The following is a 20,884-nucleotide window of genomic DNA, read 5'->3' on the forward strand; positions in this document are numbered from 1 at the left end:
CCCGGCTGGGGAGTGTCGCCGCTCTGGCTCATAGAAGAAGTGTACCAAAACCCGAGGCCCAAGTCGAGAGATTCTCAGATATGTTTGGATTTATGTGCGAATATGCATTCGGGCAGACCCCGCGTTCTCGAGACCGGCTCAGGCCAGTCCATGGCGGTCTCGGCAAGCTCAACCAACGGCAGTAGCCGGGGTCTCCAGACCGCTCGGAGCGGGAGTTGGCGGGCTCGGCGGGCTCGGCGGGCTCGCCCAGAATGGTCGAGTTCCGCAGACCGGTCGCCGTGAGCGATGGCACGCTCAGCACCGAAAGACGGGGGCTTCGAGGCCACGGGCGGTCCGCGTCGCCCGATGTACCGCACGGGAGCGGGCGCAATGAGGCTGGGGCCCGGTCCGTCAACGTGGTCACCTTCCTGCTGGAAGAGTGACAACAATGGGAGTGCGAGTGCCCCAGCTGCAAAGAGCAATATTCAGCTTTCTGCGCCGTGCAAACTTAATGTTTGTCGAAATTCACACTATCTTCGGCGATCTCGCGCGGCGAACGGGGGCCACTACCCGCGACCGACCCACCGATCCATCGAGCGGTACACGCCGAAGGCGCGACCGGCGACGGTGTCCCAGGCTGCCAGCGGCAGCACGCCGCGCAGCACCTTTGACAGGCTGACCGTCCAGGGCAACAGTAGCTGCGGCTTGCCGGCGAGCATGGCCCGCCAGACCCGATCGACGACATATTCCGGGGTCATCAGCGGGGTGAGCAGCGGCCCGCGCGCGCCCTCGAACATGCCGGTGTCGATGTAGCTCGGGCAGACCGTGGTGACCTTGACGTGGCCGTGGCCCTGTTGCACGAGCTCGAGCCGCAGCGAATCGCTCCAGCCGATCAGGGCGGCCTTCGAAGCGGCATAAACGCTCATGCGCGGGTTGCTGAGGGTGCCGGCGGCCGACGCGATATTTACGATGCGTGACTCACGCCATCCGCTCGCAATCATGGCCGGGAGAAACTCTCGGGTGATGTACATCGGGGCGAGCGCGTTGATCTGCATGGTGGGGCGAGTGTCTGCGCCGTTGTCGTGCTCCCAGAAATATTTGCCACGCACGATTCCGGCGTTGTTGATGACGACGTCGGGGTTGCCGATCTCGGTGCGCACGCGCTGTGCGGTCTGCGCGATGGCGCCGAGATCGGCGATATCCACGACGTAGGGCGCGATCCGGGTGAGCCCGTTGGAGCGTTCCGTCAGGAGGGCAGCAGTTTGGGCGAGCGCAGCACCGTCGCGGTCCCAGAGGATGACGGCTTTGGCCCCCTCGGCAACGCAGCGTTCGGCATACAGGCGGCCCATGCCGCTGGCTGCTCCGGTTATCAGCACGTTGGCTCCGGCGACGGTTCGACTCATACCCCCATCATGCCGTCTGCAGCAGTACTACGCTCGATCTAGCAACAGGAGGAGGCGCGGATGGACTTTCAAACCCTCGCGATCATCTCCGTGGTCGCGTTGCTCGGGCCGCTCCTGGCGATGCCGCGCCGTTGGAATATCCCGGTCGTCATTGGCCAGCTCGCCGCCGGCGTCATCGTCGGTCGAACCGGCTTCGGCCTCGTCGAGGCCGCCGACCCCACTCTGACCCTGTTAGCGGATGTCGGATTCGCGTTGATCATGTTCGTGGCCGGCACGCACGTGCCGGTTCGTACCGGCGCGATTCGCGCGGCGCTCTCGGCGGGCCTGGTGCGGGCGATTCTCGTCACGGTCTCGGCGAGCGCCCTCGGCGTGGCCATCGCGATGATGTTCGGAACGAATCACGCACCTCTGTATATAGTGCTGCTGGCTTCCTCGTCGGCCGCGCTCGTGCTGCCACTCATCCACTCCCTGGGGCTGCGCGGGCGCTCGATGCTCGAACTCACGGCACAGGTTGCGATCGCGGACATCGCGGCCATCGTGGCGCTGCCCCTGGCCATCGACCCGCCGGATGCGGGCCGCGCGGCGCTCGGCGCCGCCCTGATCGCGGCGCTGGCCGTGGCCTTGTACCTCTTGTTGTCCCGTTTGGAACGAAACGGCTCCCGCGCACGGTTGCACAAGCTCTCGGCGAAACGCAAGTTCGCCCTCGAGCTGCGCATCCAACTGGCCATTCTGTTTGCCCTCTCGGCGGTGGCCGTGTTCAGCCATGTCTCGGTCATGCTCGCCGGTTTCGCGTTCGGGCTCGCCGTCGCAGCGGTCGGCGAACCGCGCCGCCTGGCCCGCCAGCTCTTCGCCCTCGCCGACGGATTCTTCGGCCCTCTGTTCTTCGTCTGGCTCGGCGCTTCGCTCGCGCTGCGCGACCTGACCGACCACCCGCAGATGATCGCCCTCGGCCTGACACTGGGCCTGGCGACCCTGCTGACCCACGCGACCACCCGGGTGCTGGGCCTGCCCCTGTCGTTCGGACTACTGTCGGCGGCCCAGCTCGGTATACCGATCGCGGCCGCGACGATCGGTACCCAGCTGCACGTGCTCGCCCCCGGGGAAGCGGCGGCGCTGCTGCTCGGCGCACTCGTGACCATCGCGGTGACCGCGGCGGCGAGCGGATGGGCGCGGCCGCGCGCAGCATCCGCTGCCGAAAAGACGGTCGGTTAGACGAACATCAGCACGATGCCGGTCACGCCGGCGAGCACGCCGATGCCGAGCAAGACCAGGCCGATCAGGCGCAGGCCCTTGCCGTCGAGTTCGGGGTCGTGTGTGCGGCAACGCTCGGGGTGGCGGTTGCGAAACCACACACGCACGTCGTCGCCAGGCACTAGGTGGTGCGTCTCGTGCGTGTCGGCCGGGCATTCGTGTACATCGCCGTCGCCATCAAACCAGCGGATGACCGTGGCCGGCCCCGACGCGGCGATCACCGCGGTCGTGCGGGTCCAGCGGCCGCTGATGCCGCGCACGGACAGGCCGACAATGTAGAGCAGCGCTCCGATGATGAGGCCGACGAGGGTGAGGATCTCGCTCATGATGCCGGCGAAGTCGAGAGCGTGCACTGTCACCGCCGTCCGTTTATTGTTGTGTTCCTGGCTCCAGAGTAACGTTTGACGCCCCGACCAGGCGGCAGTCTAGGCATGAAACCATGCGATTCGGGCTGTTTGTACCCCAGGGCTGGCGACACGATCTGGTCGGAATCAAACCGGCCGAGCAGCGGGCAACCATGAGCGGTCTGGCCGCCCACGCCGATGCCGGTACCTGGGAATCCATTCGGGAGAGATGGGCATTGGAGCTGTCTGGGACGAGCACGAGTGGCGAGCCTATGGTTACGGGGTTTCCCCGACCCGGCGAGTGCCTGGCCCGCCTCGACGAGGGCGTGCAAATCGTAAAGCAGGCCCGGACCACCGGAGCGTCAAACTCTCGCAAATATCCGATAAATGGAGTGTTGGGGACAATGCTGATCTGCAGTGTGTTCCTCGTGTGACCTCCTTTCGCCGGGAAAAATAGGCCTGCTGCGCGCTCTTGTCACGGTTGCGCTGGCTAGTTGGGTAGGCCAGTGCCATCCACCGTGTCTTGGTGATCACGGATCGTCGCTGCGGTCTGCATGACGTGAGCCATCATGCACACCGCTGCCCGGTCGCCGTCGTGGTCGCGCAGCGCCTCGTAAATCTGGCGGTGCTGGTCCCACGAACCGGCGGCCCGGGTCACGACGACCTGGTAGAAATACCAGCGAATTCGTCGTTGCAGCACCCCCAGCATTCGGGCAATCACCGAGTTGTCAGCGGCCTCCACGACAATATTATGAAACCGGTCGTTCAGCTCTAGCAGGTGTTTGGCGTCCTGGGCCGCGATCGCCGCATCACCATGCCCCAGCAGCTCCTGGAGCCGGGCTAAATCGACGTCTGAAATATTTTCAGCGGCCAATCGTGCGCAGTCGCTTTCCAACAGTGAGCGGGCGTGGAAAACCTCCTGCACTTCCTTGTCACTGGGGGCGTGCACGAAGGCACCCTTCTTGCCCGCCCGATGTTCGACGAATCCGTCGTGCACGAGCCGTTGAATGGCCTCACGCACCGGGTTTCGGCTCACGCCCAGCTGCCTGGCGACTTCGTCTTCACGCAGGTGGGAACCCGGTGCGATGACACCGTCGACAATGGACTCTTCCAACACCTCGTAAACCCGTTCGCCCAGGGTTTGGGCGGCTTTCAGCAAGCCGAGAGTGCGCAACTCATCCCCTTTCGACTCTAAGACATCCCACACTTCAACTACTCCTCTTCGGCCATTCCTCCGTAGCGGACCGCCAGCTGCCGCCGTCCGGCGCGCACAACATTTGTTGATTATGCCGCAGTTCTCGGGGCGCCTCGTTCAGTGCCCCGTGCGACTAGCGCCCGACGGCGTAGCCCTGGTTGCCCCGAGGGTTGGCCGCAGCCTTAAGCCAGCCGCCATCGCGCGCCACAGCGCTCACTCGCCCTTCGGACCACGGCTCACCGACCACGACGACGTGACCGCGATCCCGCAGCTCGTCAAGCACGGCCGAATCAAACCGACTCTCCAGATAGACCTCGGCTGGATGCGCATCCCGCGGGAAGAAGGAGTTGGGCATGTGCGTGGAGTGAAAACCGGGGGCATCGATACCCTCCTGCAGATTCATATCGCCGTGCACGAGGTTCAGGAAGTAGTTCAACGACCATTGATCCTGCGCGTCGCCGCCCGGGGTTCCGAACGCGAGCCAGGGCTTGCCGTCGCGCAGGGCGAAGGACGGCGTCAGCGTGGTTCGTGGGCGAGCGCTCGGGCGCAGTGAGTTCGGCAGACCTTCCTGGAGCCAGAACATTTGAGCGCGGGTGCTGAGGCAGAAGCCCAAAGCGGGGATCGTTGGGGACGATTGCATCCAGCCGCCACTGGGCGTGGCCGAGATCATCATCCCGTTGGCATCGACCACGTCGACGTGGCAGGTGTCCCCCCGGGTCTCCCCCGATTTGGCGATCGTCGGCTCGCCGGATCCGATCAAATTCTCATATCCGGCTGGAGATGCCGGGTAATGCGGCAGTCGTGCCTGGGCGCCGCCGGGGTTGCCGGGGCGGAGTTCCACGGAGGCCGTGTCGGTGATCAGCAGGCGACGCTGCGCGTTGTATTCCGGGCTGAGCAGAGCCGCCATGGGCACGTCGGTGAAATTCGGGTCGCCGTACCAGGCCTCGCGATCGGCAAACGCGAGTTTGCAACTCTCCAGGATGGTGTGCACCCAGTCAGCGGAGCCGGGTCCCATCGCGGTCAGATCGAAGCCTTCGAGCAGCGCCAGTTGCTGCAGAAAGACGGGTCCCTGCCCCCAAGGGCCCGTCTTGCAGACGGTGTAGTTGTGATACTCGTAGGTGAGCGGCTGTTCCACCGTCGGCTCCCACCGGGCCAGGTCGTCGGCGGTCAACAGCCCCCGATGACGCTCCCCCGAGGTATCCATCACCTCGTTGTCGGCGCAGAAGTCACCGATGGCTTCGGCGACAAAACCGCGGTACCAGCAGTCCCTGGCCGCGCGGATTTGCGCTTCTCGCGACCCGCCGGCAGCTTCGGACTCCGCGACTATCCGGCGCAGGGTCGCGGCCAGCACAGGATTCCGGAAACAGCTTCCGGTTGCGGGCACCTGTCCGCCCGGCAGCCAGGTCGCCGCCGAGGTGGGCCACTCGGCCGTGAACAGTTCCTGCATCGCTTCGATGGCAGCGGATACCCGTTTGAGCAGCGGATGTCCCTCCTCGGCATACTGGATGGCCGGTTCGAGCACCTGGCGCAGCGTCATGGTGCCGTGCAGTTCCAAGAGGAGCGTCCACGCCCCAAAGGCACCCGGCACGACCGCGGGCAGCAGGCCCGTCCCCGGCATCACGTCCAGGCCCAACCCGGTCACGGCCTCGATCGTTGCCGCAGCCGGCGACACGCCCTGACCGCAAATGGTGGATACCTGCTGGTCGGTTTCCGACCAGACCAAAATCGGAACCTCGCCACCGGGTCCGTTGAGGTGCGGCTCAACAATTTGCAGCACGAAGCCGGTGGCTACGGCGGCATCGGCGGCATTGCCGCCGCGCTCGAGGATGCTCATTCCGGTGGCCGAGGCGATCCAGTGGGTGGAGGCCACCATGCCGACGTTTCCGACGAGTTCAGGACGGGTTGTAAACAAGATTCGTGTCTCCTTGGCTGATGCGCGGTGCGCCATTTTCTGCGGTGACGAGGTGGCAGGCGCTCTGATGTTCGGGGCTCGTTATGCCGAGCAGAAGCGGCACCTCGGTTCGGCAGCGATCTATCGCAACCGGGCAACGGGCGTGGAACGGGCATCCATTTATTTCTTCGGTCGGACTCGGCAGGTGGAAGGAGTGAAATAGTTCGTCTGTTGTCTGGATACTGTATACGGTATAGAGACAGATCGTCTACGAATAGGACAGCACCCATGGAAATTGAGATAAGCCTGCTCAATGGCTCGATTATCTTCGTGGCGGGGATCGTGGCCGGAATCATCAACGTGGTGGCTGGCGCGGGCACGCTGATCACTTTTCCGACCCTGCTCGCCCTTGGCATCCCTCCGATCACCGCGAATGTGTCGAACACCGTTGGCCTGGTACCGGCCTCCGTCACTGGCGCCTATGGCTACCGTCGCGAGCTCCAGGGGCAGTGGCGCGCCGTGGGGCTCATGGCCATCTTCTCCGCCATCGGCGGGATTGTCGGCGGCGTCCTGCTGCTGGTTCTGCCGGCATCCGCATTCTCCATTGTCGTTCCGTACCTGCTGCTTCTTGCCGGTCTGCTCTCCGCAATACAGCCGCGCATCGCGCGATTCGTGCGGCGCAAATCCGACGTAGCCCATGCCGACACCCGCCCGGTGACGATTGGTCTTATCCTTGGCGTGCTGGCGACCGGCGTGTACGGCGGCTATTTCGGTGCAGCCCAGGGCGTTGTACTTCTGGCCCTCCTCGGGATTCTCTGGTCGACCGACATGCACCGCGCGAACGGGGCCAAGAACGTTCTGGCCGGTGTCGCCAACGTCGTGTCGGCGGTAATCTTCATCTCCAGCGGCACGGTCGATTGGATGATTGCCCTCCTGATCGGCGTCGGCTCGGCCCTCGGCGGCTGGCTCGGCGCCAGAATCGGGCGGCGCCTGCCGGCCCCGGTGCTGCGCACGATTCTCGTGATCGTCGCGCTGACGGCCGCGGTCGTGCTGCTGGTCACCTAATTACTTCGGTCAGGCAATCTGACACACTGGGTGCAATGAGTCTCCATGACAATGAGGTGCCGGCCTGGTGGCGGGGGCTAGGCCTGCCCGGGCTGGTCGACCTGCACACGCATTTTCTCCCCGAGCGGATGCTGCGGCGCGTCTGGGCTCATTTCGACGAGATCGAGCCGCTCATCGGCCACCCGTGGCCGATTCGGTACCGCGAGGACCAGGAGTCGCGGCTCGCGACGATTCGCCGGCTCGGCGTGCGACGCTTCACCGCGCTGTCCTATGCGCATCGTGCCGGGATGGCGGCTTCCCTGACCGATTTCTCACTCGATCTCGCGAAAGAGCATACCGACTGCGTTCCGAGCGCCACGTTCTACCCGGAGGAGGGCGTGCTCGACCAGGTGCAGTCCGCCCTCGACCGCGGCGCCCGCGTGTTTAAAATTCACGCGCAGGTCGGGGCTTTTGATCTGCGCGAACCGATCCTCGACCCGGTTTGGGGGCTGCTCGCCGACGCCGCGATTCCGGTCGTGATCCATGTCGGCAGCGGGCCGGTGGCCCGGCCGGGGATCACCGGGCCGGACGCGCTTGCGGGAGTGTTGGCGCGGCATCCGCTACTCACGGCGGTCGTCGCGCATCTGGGCGCCCCGGAATACGGCGAGTTTCTCGATCTCGCCGAGCGGTATCCCTGGGTGCACCTCGACACCACGATGGTGTTCACCGACTTCTTCGAGCAACTCGCGCCGTTCAACCCCGCCCTACTCTCGCGGCTGGCGGACCTGCCCGACCGCGTGGTGCTCGGCAGCGATTTTCCCAACATTCCATACCCGTATGCGCACCAACTGGAGGTGCTTGAACGTCTGCGCGACCGGGAGCCGCGACTCGACGACGACTGGCTACGCGCCGTCTGCTGGTACAACGGCCTGCGCCTGATCGGCGAGTAGTTCGGTAACAAACTCAGGACGTTAAAATTGGATTCCGCGGGTGAGCGCACCATCGATCAGCAGGTTCGCGCCCGTTGTTCGGCTCGACACCGGGCTGGATAGAAACACGACGCTCGCTGCAATCTCCTGCGGCGTGCCCATGCGACCGGTCGGGTTGAGCCCTACCGCCTCGGTGAAGAACTCGGCGTCGCTGGTCTCGAGGCTCTCCCAGACTCCACCCGCGTGGTACGTATTGCCCGGTGAAACCGTATTTGCACGGATTCCTTTCGCTGCAAGCTGGTAGGCGACACCGGCAATGTAACCGATGATGGCCGTCTTCACCGTGCCATACGGACCGCTCGCGAAGTCCACCTCGCGGCCGGATACGCTCGACAACGCCACTATCGACGGCGCGGTGCTCTGCTCCAGAAATGGGATCGATGCCTTCACGAGGTTGACCGTTCCCATCAGATCGACCTCGATCGAGTCCGTCCAGTTGGCCGCCGTATCTGGAATGGCGAGGGCGCTCACGTTGCTCACCACCATGTCGATGCCACCGAAGCGCTTGGCGGAGTCGGCAACCCATCGCCCCAGAGCCTCGCTGTCGCGTACGTCGAGCACCGTGCCGACGACAGTGGCTGGGCCATTGGCGAATTCGGATTCGGTAGCGGCGACTTCCGCCGCACTGCGGGCACAGAAGGCAACGTTGGCGCCCTCGGCAACGAAGGCATCGACGATCGCGCGCCCGATGCCCTTCGTGCCGCCGGTGACGAGTGCGGTTTTTTGGGCGATGCGCAGATCCAAGGTGGGTCCTTTCGGTGATGCGGGTTCGGAGCGAGTGAGAAAGTCTCGGAGCAGGTCAGCGGATGGCGGCCCGCTCGCGCAGGTCGCGGTGCATCCCGTCGAAAGCGTGAACGGTGGGGAATAGCGATTTGCGCACCTTCACGACGACGCTGTAATTGGGGTCGACCACGTTGGCAATGGGTGCCTCGGAGGTCTGGCTGAGCAGTTGGTAGGCATCCATTTCGTGCAGATCGAAGAGCTCGCTGAGCCAGCGGATCATCTCGAGCTGAGCGATCCGCCAGGAATCTTCCATGGGTCGGGACGAGCCGACGACCATCCAGTAGTCGTCGGTTTCCAGGCGCGGCCATAGCGGAGCGCGGCCCTTGATCAGGTCGACCAGAATGACGGAGTTCATTGCACCTTCGACGGCGGTACCGCAGCTCTCACCCTCGCCCTGCCGGTAGTGACCGTCGCCGATAGAGAATAGAGCGCCCTCAACGTTTACACCGAGAAAGACGGTGGTGCCGGGCTTGATCTCGGGGGTATCCATGTTGCCGCCAAAACGCTCGGGCACGAGGGAGGAGCGCACCTCGCCCCCTGATGGGGCTACTCCCACCGTGCCGAGCATGGGTGCGAGGGGCAGTGCTACCTCAAAATCGCTAAAGCGGGATTGGAAGCCGACGGTGCCGGCCAGCGTATCAACCTCGTAGATCCAGGTAGCTTCGGGCAGCGCCTGTTGCAGCATGGCGGTACGGTCGGTGCTCGTCATGCCGCCAAAGAAGGGGATGGCAGCCGAGGCTCCCCAACTGCGCGCCGGGGTGAGATCAATGATGTGAATGGCCAGGGTGTCGCCCGGTTCGGCCCCGTCCACGTAGAAGGGGCCGGTCTGCGGGTTGAGGTAGCGAAAGTCGAGCACGTGGCTGGCGACGTCGCTGACGCTCGTCAGTGCGTGGTTGAACGCGTCCTCCGACCAGAGGTTGAGCAGGGTCCCTGGCCGCACCCGGTGGCTGGGCGCCGCGCCGCCGAAGGTGTACACGAACTGGCTGCGATCCGGGCGAAAGTCGAGGGAGTCCATAATGCAGCTTATCGCGGCGATATATGCCCACGTCGTCACCATATGCCGATACCTGCATGGCGTGCGTTGGCGGCGGTCGACCTGCTTCAATCCGCGGCGGGGAGTAGAAAATCGCTCAGACCGGATGCCCCGCCGACGACGTAATACCCGTCGCCAGAGTCGGTCCCACCCATGAGCACGTCCCGCGCGGCGCGTTAGTCGGCGCGCTGCTCGCGGGTGGTCGGTTGAGTACGTCAATATGATCGAGTGCGTCCCGCCCCGCCTGGCCGACCACAACATTCGAGTTGCGGCCGTGGGAGCGATCAGGGGATGAGGTTGGTTCTCGTCGCCGCATCCGGGCCCTATAGGGCCACGGTTCCCCCACTCATCGAGGACCTTCCGACGACCCTGCCCGCTGATCTAGTTGCGCTTTCCGACGATGCGGGGCGAGAACTGACTCGCTTCGATGCCGAGGTGGGCACCTTGTCCGCCCCGTTCTCGTCGATACTCCTTCGCACCGAGAGTGCATCCAGCTCTGAGGCGGAAAACCTCACCTCCAGCGCCAAGCAGGTGGCCCTGGCTGAAATCGGTGACGCATCCTCCGGCAATGCGAAGCTTGTTGTCGCAAACGTCGCCGCGATGCAAGCTGCCATCGCTTTGGCCGACGGCTTAAACCTCGAAGCCGTTCTCGCCATGCACCGTGCGCTGTTGGAGAAGTCGAATCCCCTAATTGTCGGACGCTGGCGGAACGAGCAAGTGTGGATCGGCGGTGGTTCAATTTCTCCGCACAACGCCTCGTTCATTCCCCCGCACCAGGACCGAGTCCCCGAATTCATGGATGACGTAATGAAGTTCGTGCGTCGCAGCGATCTCCCTGTGATCGCGCAGGTCGCGATAGCGCATGCTCAGTTCGAAACCATCCATCCCTTCCCCGACGGCAACGGTCGTACCGGGCGCGCCCCAGTGCAGGGGATGCTGCGCGCAGGCGGCGTCACCAAAAACGTGACCGTCCCAGTCTCCGCCGGTCTCCTCGGCGACACCGAGGGCTACTTCGCTGCACTCACTGCTTATCGCAATGGGGATGTGCGTCCGATTATCGAGACGATTGCGGAAGCCGCGTTCGCTGCCGTTATAAACGGTCGCAGGCTGGACAAGGAAATCACGTCGATCACCGCCGGATGGGACGCAACGGTACAAGCGCGCAGCGACTCCTCTGTGCATGGTCTGAAAATCCTGCTGCTGCGGCAGCCGATCGTAACCATCGCGATAGTCTGCCGCGAGCTCGGAGTCAGTGAACCAGCCGCAGACACCTGCATCAAAAAGCTCGTCGATGCCGGCATCCTGTCTCAGTCGACAGCAGGCCGACGCAATCGCCACTGGCAGGCGACAGAACTCCTGAACGCGCTGGACGATTTCGGTGCCCGCGCACGTCGTCAACGCTTGGGAAACTGAGGGCTCAGATTTCGCAGTACGTGTCGCGCGCGGAACTCACGACTCCCCTCTGGCTTGCTCCGCGCGATAGAACGGGACCTCGAAGGGATTCTGGGGAAGGGGTGACTCCGGTGAGCTACACAGTACAAGTCACACGCGAGGGAGGCCGAAGCTCGGGCGATGGTCACCGACACGTCCGAACGCGCGGTCGAACTGGCCGACGCAGGTTATTCGATTCGCAATATCGGACGCCTCCTCGGCATCACAAAGGGCCGCGTTTCCCAAATCGTCCCCGGCAGGCCTATCAGAGCCTGAGTACGCACGCTCCACTCCGGTGCACGGCCACGTCGGCATGAAGTGCGCGCACGCGAGCGGAACGTCGATTCTCGGCGCCCAAACCCGGCATGAGCGACGATTTGTTGCGAAAAATCGCAAGAAAACGCCGCTCTGCGCCCGATATTCTGAAGGAGCACGCCCGCCGCAATTGCGGCACTCACGCGAATCGGAGGTTCCCATGTCGATATCTGTTGAAAAAACACACGTAGCTAACGCTCTGGTCGGAGAGCCCGAGGTTCTCGAAGACGGCGTCGATCTCGCCCAGCATCCGTCCTGGCTCGACCTCAAGGCCGCGGCGACCTCGCTACAGGGCCTGCAGTCGCAGGACGGCTCGATTGCCGACGCCGCGCGGCATGCGGATGCTGACGTCTCCGTTTCGCGCATCACCGCCGCGATCACCGACCTCGCGCCGCGCTTCACACACGATTCCACCTATCTCGAAGCCCTGATCGTGGACTTTGGCCGCTGGGCCGCTGAAGGATTCGGCGTGCCCGACTTCTACGACTCCCTGATGGCTTTTCAGCCGCAGCAGCACCGCATCAACGGGCTGCGCCACCTCGTGGTCTTCCCGATGTACACGCAGAACGGCAGCGCCAACCGCCTGGTCGAAGCCGTGCTGATCGAGGTCATCTGGCCGGAATTCATCGGTGAACTCGAGGCCGGGTACACGAACAAATTGTTTGTACCGATTCGTTTTCTCGATTTCACCCCGGGGTACGACACCAACTCCGCGGTGTTGTTTCCCGAGACCGTTGCGATGCGCGAGATTCCCACGTTCACCTGGGGGGCGATCTTCGCCGACCGCGAAGCCGCCCGTTTTCGCCGGGTCGTGCGCGCGGCCGCCGAGATCACCCGGCTCGAGTTGCCAGCCGATGCGGCTCTGCTGCTCGACGACCAGCACCTCACCGAGGAGACCTTCGTGATGTGGGATCTCATCCACGACCGCACCCACATGCGCGGAGACCTGCCGTTCGACCCGTTCATGATCAAGCAGCGCATGCCGTTCTTCCTCTATTCGCTCGAGGAGCTGCGCTGCGACCTGACCGCCTTTCGCGAATCGGTCACGATCGAGCGCAGCGAACTCGCCAGCCCCGAGGCGCGTCGGCACGCGAAACTGGTGCAGTACGCGGTCATCTTCGACCGCATCTTTCGGTTCGCGATCACCGGCAACCGGGTGCGCAACTATGACGGCCTCGGCGGGCAGCTGTTATTCGCCTGGATGCACCAGCACGGGGTGCTGCACTGGACCGACACGCGGCTCACCTTCGATTGGGAGGCCGTGCCCGAAGTGGTCATCGCACTCGGAGCGCAGGTCGACGAGCTGTACTGGGCGTCGATCGACCGACCGAAGAAGGCGCACTGGCTCGCGGCCTACGAAATAATCTCGAAGACGCTCACGCCGAATCCGGCGTCGACCTGGGCCCGCGGGCTGCCACTCGAGGTGCTCGCCGGCGCCCCGAAGGGCTACACCGACCAGGTTCTCGACGACGAATTTCCGCTGTCGATGTTCTTCGAAGCGCTGGAAAAGAAAATGCGCACGGTCATTGAGTCGACGGCCGGTATCACCGCCAGCGCGGTCGACTGATGAGTGCCAGTCTGGCCGTCGCTGGCCGAACCGTGCTCATCGCCGGGGCGACCAGCACGGCCGGCCTGGCCGTTGCCTCGTCACTAGCGGATGCCGGCGCGCGCGTCGTCGCCGTCGGCTCCAATCTCGCCCGCCTCCAGTCCGTGCTCGCGGTCGCGCCCGAGGCCGCGCTCTACGAGTGCGACCTCACTGACTTTGCCGCGGTCACCGCGCTGGCCTCAGCGATCGGCCCGATCGACGGGCTGATTCACCTGGTAGGCGGATGGCGCGGCGGCGGCGGTTTGGCCGGTCAGACCGACGCGGACTGGGATTTTCTGCACTCGCACGTGGTCACCACGCTGCGCAACACCACCCGGGCGTTCAACGCCGACCTGCTGGCCTCGTCGGCCGGACGGCTCGCGATCGTGTCGAGCGTGTCGGTGGACCAGCCTTCAGCTGGCGGCGCGAATTACGCGGCCGCGAAGTCCGCGGCCGAAACGTGGGTACGCGCGGTCGGAGCGGGGTTTGCGAAAGCCGGGGTCACCGCCGCGGCTGCGATCTTCGTCGTACGTTCGCTGGAGGGACTCGAAGCCGAGCTGGCTACCCGGGTGACGGGGCTGTGGGACGAGGCAGCGGCATCCGTCAACAACAGCCGGGTCCTGCTCAAGGCCGACACCGAAACCTAATGCTGTGAAACACAGGCCGCGCTGCCGAAACCGGCGCACGCGCCGGCCGGCGGATGTGTCGCGCCGGCCGCCCGCGCTACCGTGAAGTCACGCACAACGAAGGGGCGGGCATGCTCGACATTCGGGGAGCCACTAAGAGCTACGGAACCCGGCAGGTGCTCAGTGACGTGAGTTTCACCGTCGGGGACGGCCGCATGACCGGCTTTATCGGCGCGAACGGGGCCGGCAAGACCACGACGATGCGCATCATTCTCGGTGTGTTGTCGCCCGACTCGGGCACCGTGCTCATCGACGGGGTTCCGGTTACAGCGAGTGATCGCCGCCGGTTCGGTTACATGCCCGAGGAGCGCGGCCTCTACCCGAAAATGAAGGTCGCCGAGCAACTCGTCTACCTGGCGCGTCTGCACGGGCTGTCACCGGCATCCGCTCGCCACAACGCCGCAGCCCTGCTCGAGTAGCTCGGCCTCGGCGAACGGGCCGGCGATACCGTCGAGTCGCTCTCGCTCGGCAACTAGCAGCGCGCCCAGATCGCCGCCGCGCTCGTGCACGACCCCGAGTTTCTCGTGCTGGACGAGCCGTTTTCCGGTCTTGACCAGCTCGCCGTCGAGGTGGTCATGAGCGTTCTCGCGGGTTACGCGGCGCAGGGCGCGCCCGGCTGTTCTCGTCGCACCAGCTTGACATCGTCGAACGGCTCTGCAACGACCTCGTCATCATCGCCGAGGGTGAAATTCGCGCCAACGGCTCCGGCGAGGCCTTGCGCGACCAACACAGTCACCCCCGGTTTGAGATTCGTACCGCGGGCAACATCAGCTGGATCCGTTCGCAGCCCGGCATCACCGTCGTCGTCTTCGACGGCGATTACGCCGAATTCGAGGCAGAAACGGATGCCGCCAGCCAGGCGGTCCTGCAGCACGCGATCACGCTCGGCGCGGTTCACACCTTCAGCCAGCAGAGACCCAGTCTCGCCACCATCTTCAAGGAGGTCATCGCATGAGCAACGCCACCCGCCCGGTGCACACCGCGCCCACCTTCGCCCAGAGTGTCTGGCTGGTTTCCAACCGCGAGATCGCGGCGCGGCTGCGCAGCAAATCGTTTCTGATCGCGACCGGCATTTTGCTGCTCATCTCGATGGGCTCCGTCATCGTCGGCAGCATTATGAGCCAGAACACCAGCCTGACCAAGGTCGCCGTGGTCGGCGCCGGGCGAGGTTCTCGGCGCGCTCAGCGTGAACCCCGAACTTGCGATTCTCGAACCGGCCGAGCAGGACGGTTTTCTTGCGTACCTCGTGGCGATCGGCTTTGGAATCATCTTTCTCATGTCCGCGACAACCTTCGGCGCCACGATCGAGCAGAGCGTCGTCGAAGAGAAGCAGACCCGCATCGTGGAGATTCTCCTGTCAACGATTTCGGTGCGGACCCTACTCGCCGGAAAGGTGCTCGGCAACAGTCTGATGGCGTTCGCGCAGATCGTCTCGATCGGCTTGTTGGTCTCGATCGGCCTGGCGGTGACCGGGCAACGGGTGCTGCTGGCCGACGTCGGCCCGGCGATCGTGTCGTTCGCCGTGTTCTTCGCCTTCGGCTTCGTGCTGCTCGCCGCCCTCTACGCTGCCACGGCATCGATGGTGTCCCGGCAGGAAGACGTGGGATCAGCGACCTCGCCGGTGTTGTTCCTCGTGATGATCCCGTATTTCATGGTGGTTTTCTTCAACGACAACCCGCTCGTGCTGGCGATCATGTCGTACGTGCCGTTCTCAGCGCCGGTCGGGATGCCGGTGCGCATCTTCCTGGGCCAGGCCGAATGGTGGGAGCCGGTGCTCTCGCTCGTCGTGCTCGCCCTGTCGACGATGGTGGTGATTCTGATCGGGTCGCGCATCTACTCGAACGCGCTACTGCGTATGGGTGCCCGCGTCTCCCCGCGCGAGGCTCTGCACAAGTAGCGGCATCCACTTCGTGCAGACGGCCAGACGAATGCGGGAGGATGGAGGGGTGACCCAACTCCATGATCTTTCGTCCCGCGGTTTCGCCTCCGACAATTACTCCGGCATTCATCCGGAGATTCTGGAGGCGATGACCCGGGCCAATGGCGCCCACCAGGTCGCCTACGGTGAAGACGTCTACACGGCCCGGCTACAGGAGGTCTTCGTCGAACAGTTCGGCGCTGGCGTTGAAGCGTTCCCCGTTTTCAATGGCACCGGCGCCAACGTCACCGGGCTGCAGTCAATGCTGCCACGCTGGGGCGCCGTGATCTGCTCGGCCACCGCGCACATTCACACTGACGAGGGCGGCGCCCCCGAACATGTCGGCGGCTTCAAGCTGCTGCCGGTCGTGACCCCCGACGGCAAGCTGACCCCGGAGCTGATCGACCAGGAGGCTTGGGGCTGGGGCGATGAGCACCGCGCCCAGCCGCTCGTCGTCGCGATCACCCAGACCACCGAGCTCGGCACCGCGTACACCGTCGACGAGGTGCGCGCCATCGCCGATCACGCCCACTCCAAGGGCATGACGCTGCACATGGACGGCGCCCGCATCTCCAACGCCGCCGCCAGCCTGGGAGTGCCGCTGCGCGCCTTCACCCGCGACGCCGGCGTCGACGTGCTCAGCTTCGGCGGCACCAAGAACGGCATGATGCTCGGTGAGTGCATCGTGGTACTGAACCCATCGGCATCCACTGGTCTGAAATTTCTGCGCAAGTCCAACATGCAGCTCTCCAGCAAGATGCGGTTCGTCTCGGCGCAGCTCATCGCGCTGCTCGACGGCGACCTGTGGCTGCGCAACGCCAGCCACGCCAATGCCATGGCGGCTCGGCTGCGCGGCGCGCTCGAGACCGAACTCGCCCAGGGAACCATCACCGGCCTCAACTTCAGCCAGGCCACCCAGGCCAACGCCATCTTCGCCACCCTGCCCGACGGTGTCGCCGACCGGCTGCGCGAATCCTTTCGCTTCTACGACTGGGATGCGTCCAAGAACGAGGTGCGCTGGATGTGCGGCTTCGACACGACCGAAGACGACATCGACCAGTTCATCGCCGCCATCACCCGAGAACTGTCATGACTTTCAAGGATCAGCCCTGGCTCGCCTCTTACGCGCCCGGCGTTCCCGGCACCATCGACGAGACCACCGAAACCCTCACCGAGATGATCGAGGCCTCGGTCGAGACCTTCGCGTCGAACATTGCGTTGGATTTCTTCGGCGCCACGACCACCTTTGAGCAGCTCGGTGAGCAGATCTCCCGCGCCGCCAACGGCCTGCGCAAGCTCGGCGTGAGCCCGGGTGACCGAGTGGCCCTCGTGCTGCCGAACTGCCCTCAGCACGTCGTGGCGTTCTACGCGGTGCTGCGCCTCGGCGCCATCGTGGTTGAGCACAATCCGCTCTACACCGACCGCGAGCTGCGCCACCAGTTTGAAGACCACGGCGCCAAGGTCGCGATCGTCTGGGACAAGGTCTACGACGCCGTCCGTGCTTTTCCCAGAGATATGGGCATAACGGATGTCGTCACCATCGACCTCACGCGCGCCATGCCGTTCTCGAAACGGCTGGCCCTCAAGCTGCCGATCAGGAAGGCCCGGGACGCTCGCGCCTCCCTCACCGCCGGGCCCGGAAAGGGCGCGATCAGCTGGGACTCCCTCGTCGGAACCCGCAAGCTGCATGCCTCGCATCAGCGCCCACTGCTCGAGGACACCGCCGTTTTGCAGTACACGAGCGGCACGACCGGCACCCCCAAGGGCGCCATTCTGAGTCACTACAACCTGCGCGCCAACGCCGCCCAGGGCTCCGCCTGGGTGGCGGGCCTACGGCCCGGCGAGGAAACCGTGTACGGCGTGCTGCCCATGTTCCACGCCTACGGCCTCACGCTGTGCCTCACCTTTGCGATGAGCATCGGTGCCCGCCTCGTGCTGTTTCCCAAGTTCGACGAGAAGCTCGTGCTCGACGCCACCAAGCACGCACCGCCCACCTTCCTGCCGGCGGTGCCGCCGATCTACGACCGCCTGGTCACGGCCGCTGCGAAGAAAAAGGTGAGTCTCGCCGGCATCCGTTTTGCTATTTCTGGTGCCATGAACCTGCCGGTGTCGATCGTGGAGCGCTGGGAGAGCGCGACCGGCGGGCTCTTGGTCGAGGGCTACGGCATGACCGAGGCGTCGCCGATCGTGGCCGGCAACCCGATCGGCCCGAGCCGCCGCCCCGGAACGGTCGGCGTGCCCTTTCCGAGCACCGACATTCGCGTGGTCGACCCGGAGGACCCGACGGTTGAGCGCGGCTTCGAGGAGGAGGGCGAGCTGCTCGTGCGCGGTCCGCAGGTGTTCTCGGGCTATTGGGACCGCCCGAGCGAGACCGCCCAGGTGTTGCTGCCCGGCGGCTGGCTGCGCACCGGCGATATCGTGCGGGTCTCCGCCGACGGCTTCATCACCGTCGTCGACCGGATGAAGGAACTCATCATCACCGGCGGATTCAACGTGTCGCCGTCTGAGGTCGAAGAAGCCCTGCTCTCGCACCCCGACATCGTCGATGCTGCCGCGGTCGGCCTGCCGAGCGCGAACGGCGGCGAAGACGTCGTGGCCGTGGTCGTATTGGCTGCCGGTGCCGAACTCGACGTGGCCGCGGTGCGCGAGTACTGCCGCACCCGGCTCTCGGCATACAAGGTGCCGCGCCGCATCGTCGAGGTCGACGACCTGCCGCGCAGCCTCCTCGGAAAGGTGCTGCGCCGCGAGGTGCGGGGCCGGCTGCAGGGCAAGTAGACCGGTCGGGCTCGGTCGCCCCGGAATAGTGTGCGGGCGGCAACGTTGTAGCGAGTGGGTCAGCGACGCCCCGCCGATGTTTCTCGTTCAAAGGATTCGCCCATGACCCTCATCACCAACACCTCGCGTCGCGCCGACACCGAGTCGCCGCTCATCGAGATTCTGGCCGAGCGCTGGAGCCCCCGCGCATACGACAAGACCGCGGTCATCGACGAGGCCACCCTCACGACCGTGCTCGAAGCGGCCCGCTGGGCTCCGTCGGCGAGCAACATCCAGCCGGCTCGGTTCATTGTTGCCCGCCGCGGCTCGGCGAGCTTTGCGAAGATCAACGATGCTCTCATGGGCTTCAACAAGGCGTGGGCCGACACGGCATCTGTTCTGATCGTCAGCGTGGCGAAGCTGTCGATCGATGAGACCCGCGAGAACCCGTGGGCACGCTACGACCTCGGTCAGGCCGTTGCCCACCTGTCGATCCAGGCCCAGCACGACGGACTGCACACCCACCAGATGGGCGGATTCGATGGTGCAGCCATCGCCGCAGCGTTCAACCTCACCGAGGATCAGGCCGTCGTCACCGTCACGGCGCTGGGAGTGCTTGGCAATGCCGACGATCTCACCGCCGAGCTGCGCGAACGCGAAATTGCCCCGCGCAGCCGCAAGCCCCTCACCGAGCTGCTGCTCGTCAACGACTAGCTCGCAGCGCGTGGCCCACGGAGTAACAGCGTCGGAACCAACGAACCGACAATGATCAGGGCCGTGAGCCACGCGAGGTGTACGTCGAGTGGGAACGGCCAATACATGGTCACCCCCACGCCGGCAAGGGTGACAACGAGCGCCCCCAGGGCCGGCCCCCAGACTCTCCGCCACGCCACCACGAGGGCGGCGGCGGGTAGCCAGTAGGCGACTTGGCTGCCCGCGCCCATGCCCCGAACCATGTCGGCCGGTGCCAGCAGAAACGACACGGCATCGACCCAGGGCCCGAAGAACATCGCGGCGCAGTGAAAAACCAGTGCAAGCCCGCTGACGAACGCCACCACAGCCCCCAGCAATCCCACGCGCACCGAACGTTCTCGCAGCAGCGGGTGCCCCACCACGAGCCGCAAAATCGCGGAGGCGATGGCGATGGCCAGTAACCCTCCCCAGAGGAACGGTTGGTTCACAATTGTCCCTCCAGAGCGGGCCAGACGGTGGGTCAGGGGCGGAGCAGCACCTTAATAGCGCGGCGCTCGTCCATCGCGGCGTAGGCCTCGGCCACCTCGGCCAGCGGCAGCTGCAGGTCGAAGACCCGGCCCGGGTTGATCTGGCCGGAGAGAACCTCGGGCAGCAACTCCTCGACATAGCTGCGAACGGATGCGACACCACCGTTCACGCCCACGTTTGTTCCAAACAGGGTGCGGATCGGCAGTTCGGCGCCGCCGTTGGGTACGCCGACGTAGCCGACCATTCCGCCGGGGCGAGCCGATCGGATGGCCTGGTCCATGGATTCCTGGGTTCCGACGCACTCGAGCACACAGTCAGCGCCGACGCCGTCGAACAGGGCCTGCACGGCGGCAACGCCCTCATCGCCGCGCGCCTCGATGATGTCGGTCGCACCGAATTCGCGGGCGACGGCCTGGCGGTCGGCGTGGCGGGACATGGCCACGATGCGGCTCGCGCCGAGGCGCTTGCTCGCGAGAATGGCGCAGAGTCCAACAGCTCCGTCACCGACGACGACCACGGTGCTGCCCGGCTCCACGCCGGCCGAGACGGCCGCGTGGTGTCCGGTGCCCATGACGTCGGCGAGGGTGAGCAGGCTCGGAATGAGGTCATCGCTCGGAACTGTCGGTGTGGCAACGAGCGAACCGTCGGCGTGGGGAACACGCACGCGCTCGCCCTGGGCTCCATCGGCGAATCCGCCGAGCTGGTCGTCCGCGCCCCACCAGCCGCCGTTGAGACAGGAGGTGCTCACACCGTTCTGACAGTTGACGCAGGTGCCGTCGCAGTCGTAGAAGGGCGCAATGACGAAGTCACCGACCTTGACGGTCGAGACGTCGGGACCGATGGCTTCGACGATGCCGACGAATTCATGGCCGATCCGGTGCGGTTCCTTGGTGGGGGCGATACCCCGGTACGGCCACAGGTCTGACCCGCAGACGCAGGCCGCAGTCACGCGAACGATGGCGTCGCCACCGGTCGAGAGTACGGGTTCGGGAACTTCTTCGAGGCGAACATCCCGTTCGCCATAAATCACAGTTGCGAGCATGAATTAAGCGTAACCCGCGA

General features: G+C 65.1%; 18 protein-coding genes and 2 pseudogenes. 11 read left to right on the top strand and 9 right to left on the bottom strand.

Annotation, left to right across the window (positions count from 1 at the left end):
• Positions 1–545: 545 nt before the first annotated feature.
• Positions 546–1,382: an SDR family NAD(P)-dependent oxidoreductase gene (locus E3T31_RS06840; protein WP_134468092.1), complete on the bottom strand. Its 837-nt coding sequence runs from the start codon at positions 1,380–1,382 to the stop codon at positions 546–548.
• A 60-nt stretch (positions 1,383–1,442) separates the two neighbouring features.
• On the opposite strand from E3T31_RS06840, the gene E3T31_RS06845 reads away from it, so the two are divergent.
• Positions 1,443–2,594 carry a cation:proton antiporter gene (locus E3T31_RS06845; protein ID WP_134468093.1) on the top strand — a complete coding sequence of 384 codons (1,152 nt, stop codon included), beginning with the start codon at positions 1,443–1,445 and terminating at the stop codon, positions 2,592–2,594.
• Here E3T31_RS06845 and E3T31_RS06850 read toward each other — a convergent pair.
• The 3 genes from E3T31_RS06850 to E3T31_RS06865 all read right to left on the bottom strand — a co-directional run bounded on the left by E3T31_RS06850 (position 2,591) and on the right by E3T31_RS06865 (position 6,084).
• Complete coding sequence (locus E3T31_RS06850) at positions 2,591–2,992, bottom strand: DUF3592 domain-containing protein (RefSeq protein ID WP_233195416.1); 402 nt, start codon at positions 2,990–2,992, stop codon at positions 2,591–2,593. The genes E3T31_RS06845 and E3T31_RS06850 overlap by 4 nt on opposite strands.
• Before the next feature lie 475 nt (positions 2,993–3,467).
• Complete coding sequence (locus E3T31_RS06860) at positions 3,468–4,184, bottom strand: GntR family transcriptional regulator (RefSeq protein ID WP_166788414.1); 717 nt, start codon at positions 4,182–4,184, stop codon at positions 3,468–3,470.
• Positions 4,185–4,305: 121 nt separating this feature from the next.
• Positions 4,306–6,084: a gamma-glutamyltransferase family protein gene (locus E3T31_RS06865; protein ID WP_370304351.1), complete on the bottom strand. Its 1,779-nt coding sequence runs from the start codon at positions 6,082–6,084 to the stop codon at positions 4,306–4,308.
• 267 nt (positions 6,085–6,351) lie between these two features.
• On the opposite strand from E3T31_RS06865, the gene E3T31_RS06870 reads away from it, so the two are divergent.
• Together E3T31_RS06870 and E3T31_RS06875 are read left to right on the top strand one after the other, a co-directional pair.
• The gene (locus E3T31_RS06870; RefSeq protein ID WP_134468096.1) at positions 6,352–7,128 is read left to right on the top strand and encodes a sulfite exporter TauE/SafE family protein; all 777 of its coding nucleotides are present in this window, start codon (positions 6,352–6,354) and stop codon (positions 7,126–7,128) included.
• Positions 7,129–7,163: 35 nt separating this feature from the next.
• Positions 7,164–8,057: an amidohydrolase family protein gene (locus E3T31_RS06875; RefSeq protein ID WP_134468097.1), complete on the top strand. Its 894-nt coding sequence runs from the start codon at positions 7,164–7,166 to the stop codon at positions 8,055–8,057.
• Positions 8,058–8,078: 21 nt separating this feature from the next.
• Here E3T31_RS06875 and E3T31_RS06880 read toward each other — a convergent pair whose 3' ends face one another.
• Both E3T31_RS06880 and E3T31_RS06885 read right to left on the bottom strand, forming a co-directional pair.
• Complete coding sequence (locus E3T31_RS06880; RefSeq protein ID WP_134468098.1) at positions 8,079–8,840, bottom strand: SDR family NAD(P)-dependent oxidoreductase; 762 nt, start codon at positions 8,838–8,840, stop codon at positions 8,079–8,081.
• 55 nt (positions 8,841–8,895) lie between these two features.
• Entirely contained in the window at positions 8,896–9,894 is a 999-nt protein-coding gene (locus E3T31_RS06885) for an acetamidase/formamidase family protein (RefSeq protein ID WP_134468099.1), read from the bottom strand.
• 309 nt (positions 9,895–10,203) lie between these two features.
• Here E3T31_RS06885 and E3T31_RS06890 point away from each other — a divergent pair, with 309 nt between their 5' ends.
• The 4 genes and pseudogenes from E3T31_RS06890 to E3T31_RS06905 all read left to right on the top strand — a co-directional run bounded on the left by E3T31_RS06890 (position 10,204) and on the right by E3T31_RS06905 (position 14,884).
• Positions 10,204–11,325: a Fic family protein gene (locus tag E3T31_RS06890; protein WP_241977720.1), complete on the top strand. Its 1,122-nt coding sequence runs from the start codon at positions 10,204–10,206 to the stop codon at positions 11,323–11,325.
• A 493-nt stretch (positions 11,326–11,818) separates the two neighbouring features.
• Positions 11,819–13,225, top strand: a complete 1,407-nt coding sequence (locus E3T31_RS06895; RefSeq protein ID WP_134468100.1) for a DUF6421 family protein — start codon at positions 11,819–11,821, stop codon at positions 13,223–13,225.
• Complete coding sequence (locus E3T31_RS06900; RefSeq protein ID WP_174844857.1) at positions 13,225–13,890, top strand: SDR family NAD(P)-dependent oxidoreductase; 666 nt, start codon at positions 13,225–13,227, stop codon at positions 13,888–13,890. The genes E3T31_RS06895 and E3T31_RS06900 overlap by 1 nt, the downstream gene beginning before the upstream one ends.
• Before the next feature lie 110 nt (positions 13,891–14,000).
• Positions 14,001–14,884 (top strand): annotated as a pseudogene (locus E3T31_RS06905) (ABC transporter ATP-binding protein).
• On the opposite strand, the gene E3T31_RS18275 reads toward E3T31_RS06905, so the two are convergent.
• Entirely contained in the window at positions 14,874–15,032 is a 159-nt protein-coding gene (locus E3T31_RS18275) for a hypothetical protein (RefSeq protein ID WP_241977763.1), read from the bottom strand. The pseudogene E3T31_RS06905 and the gene E3T31_RS18275 sit on opposite strands and share 11 nt — an antisense overlap.
• On the opposite strand from E3T31_RS18275, the pseudogene E3T31_RS06910 reads away from it, so the two are divergent.
• The 4 genes and pseudogenes from E3T31_RS06910 (at position 14,968) to E3T31_RS06925 (ending at position 19,315) form a co-directional block, all read left to right on the top strand.
• Positions 14,968–15,826 (top strand): annotated as a pseudogene (locus E3T31_RS06910) (ABC transporter permease). The gene E3T31_RS18275 and the pseudogene E3T31_RS06910 sit on opposite strands and share 65 nt — an antisense overlap.
• 31 nt (positions 15,827–15,857) lie before the next feature.
• Positions 15,858–16,940 (top strand): low specificity L-threonine aldolase, encoded by a 1,083-nt coding sequence (locus E3T31_RS06915; RefSeq protein ID WP_092447941.1) that lies wholly within the window; start codon positions 15,858–15,860, stop codon positions 16,938–16,940.
• Positions 16,937–18,622, top strand: coding sequence for a long-chain-fatty-acid--CoA ligase (locus E3T31_RS06920; protein ID WP_134468101.1), 1,686 nt, complete (start codon positions 16,937–16,939; stop codon positions 18,620–18,622). The genes E3T31_RS06915 and E3T31_RS06920 overlap by 4 nt, the downstream gene beginning before the upstream one ends.
• Positions 18,623–18,724: 102 nt before the next feature.
• Positions 18,725–19,315 (top strand): nitroreductase family protein, encoded by a 591-nt coding sequence (locus tag E3T31_RS06925; protein ID WP_134468102.1) that lies wholly within the window; start codon positions 18,725–18,727, stop codon positions 19,313–19,315.
• Here E3T31_RS06925 and E3T31_RS06930 read toward each other — a convergent pair.
• Both E3T31_RS06930 and E3T31_RS06935 read right to left on the bottom strand, forming a co-directional pair.
• A complete protein-coding gene (locus tag E3T31_RS06930) occupies positions 19,312–19,782 on the bottom strand; it encodes a hypothetical protein (protein ID WP_134468103.1) in 471 nt (156 codons plus the stop codon). The two genes, E3T31_RS06925 and E3T31_RS06930, sit on opposite strands and share 4 nt — an antisense overlap.
• 32 nt (positions 19,783–19,814) lie before the next feature.
• Positions 19,815–20,864: a zinc-dependent alcohol dehydrogenase family protein gene (locus E3T31_RS06935; RefSeq protein WP_134468104.1), complete on the bottom strand. Its 1,050-nt coding sequence runs from the start codon at positions 20,862–20,864 to the stop codon at positions 19,815–19,817.
• Positions 20,865–20,884 lie beyond the last annotated feature (20 nt).

The sequence above is a fragment of the Cryobacterium sp. TMS1-13-1 genome, from assembly GCF_004403125.1.
In the GTDB taxonomy this organism is placed as follows: Bacteria; Actinomycetota; Actinomycetes; order Actinomycetales; family Microbacteriaceae; genus Cryobacterium; species Cryobacterium levicorallinum.

What these genes read in the sequence shown, in the direction of transcription:
- E3T31_RS06900 (WP_174844857.1), top strand. Translation starts at nt 13,225, where the DNA reads ATGAGTGCCAGTCTGGCCGTCGCTGGCCGAACCGTGCTCATCGCCGGG.
- E3T31_RS06915 (WP_092447941.1), top strand. Translation starts at nt 15,858, where the DNA reads ATGCGGGAGGATGGAGGGGTGACCCAACTCCATGATCTTTCGTCCCGC.
- E3T31_RS06925 (WP_134468102.1), top strand. Translation starts at nt 18,725, where the DNA reads ATGACCCTCATCACCAACACCTCGCGTCGCGCCGACACCGAGTCGCCG.
- E3T31_RS18275 (WP_241977763.1), bottom strand. Translation starts at nt 15,032, where the DNA reads ATGACGGAGCCCATCGAGATGAGCAGCAAAATGCCGGTCGCGATCAGA.
- E3T31_RS06895 (WP_134468100.1), top strand. Translation starts at nt 11,819, where the DNA reads ATGTCGATATCTGTTGAAAAAACACACGTAGCTAACGCTCTGGTCGGA.
- E3T31_RS06875 (WP_134468097.1), top strand. Translation starts at nt 7,164, where the DNA reads ATGAGTCTCCATGACAATGAGGTGCCGGCCTGGTGGCGGGGGCTAGGC.
- E3T31_RS06870 (WP_134468096.1), top strand. Translation starts at nt 6,352, where the DNA reads ATGGAAATTGAGATAAGCCTGCTCAATGGCTCGATTATCTTCGTGGCG.
- E3T31_RS06920 (WP_134468101.1), top strand. Translation starts at nt 16,937, where the DNA reads ATGACTTTCAAGGATCAGCCCTGGCTCGCCTCTTACGCGCCCGGCGTT.
- E3T31_RS06845 (WP_134468093.1), top strand. Translation starts at nt 1,443, where the DNA reads ATGGACTTTCAAACCCTCGCGATCATCTCCGTGGTCGCGTTGCTCGGG.
- E3T31_RS06935 (WP_134468104.1), bottom strand. Translation starts at nt 20,864, where the DNA reads ATGCTCGCAACTGTGATTTATGGCGAACGGGATGTTCGCCTCGAAGAA.
- E3T31_RS06885 (WP_134468099.1), bottom strand. Translation starts at nt 9,894, where the DNA reads ATGGACTCCCTCGACTTTCGCCCGGATCGCAGCCAGTTCGTGTACACC.
- E3T31_RS06840 (WP_134468092.1), bottom strand. Translation starts at nt 1,382, where the DNA reads ATGAGTCGAACCGTCGCCGGAGCCAACGTGCTGATAACCGGAGCAGCC.
- E3T31_RS06890 (WP_241977720.1), top strand. Translation starts at nt 10,204, where the DNA reads ATGAGGTTGGTTCTCGTCGCCGCATCCGGGCCCTATAGGGCCACGGTT.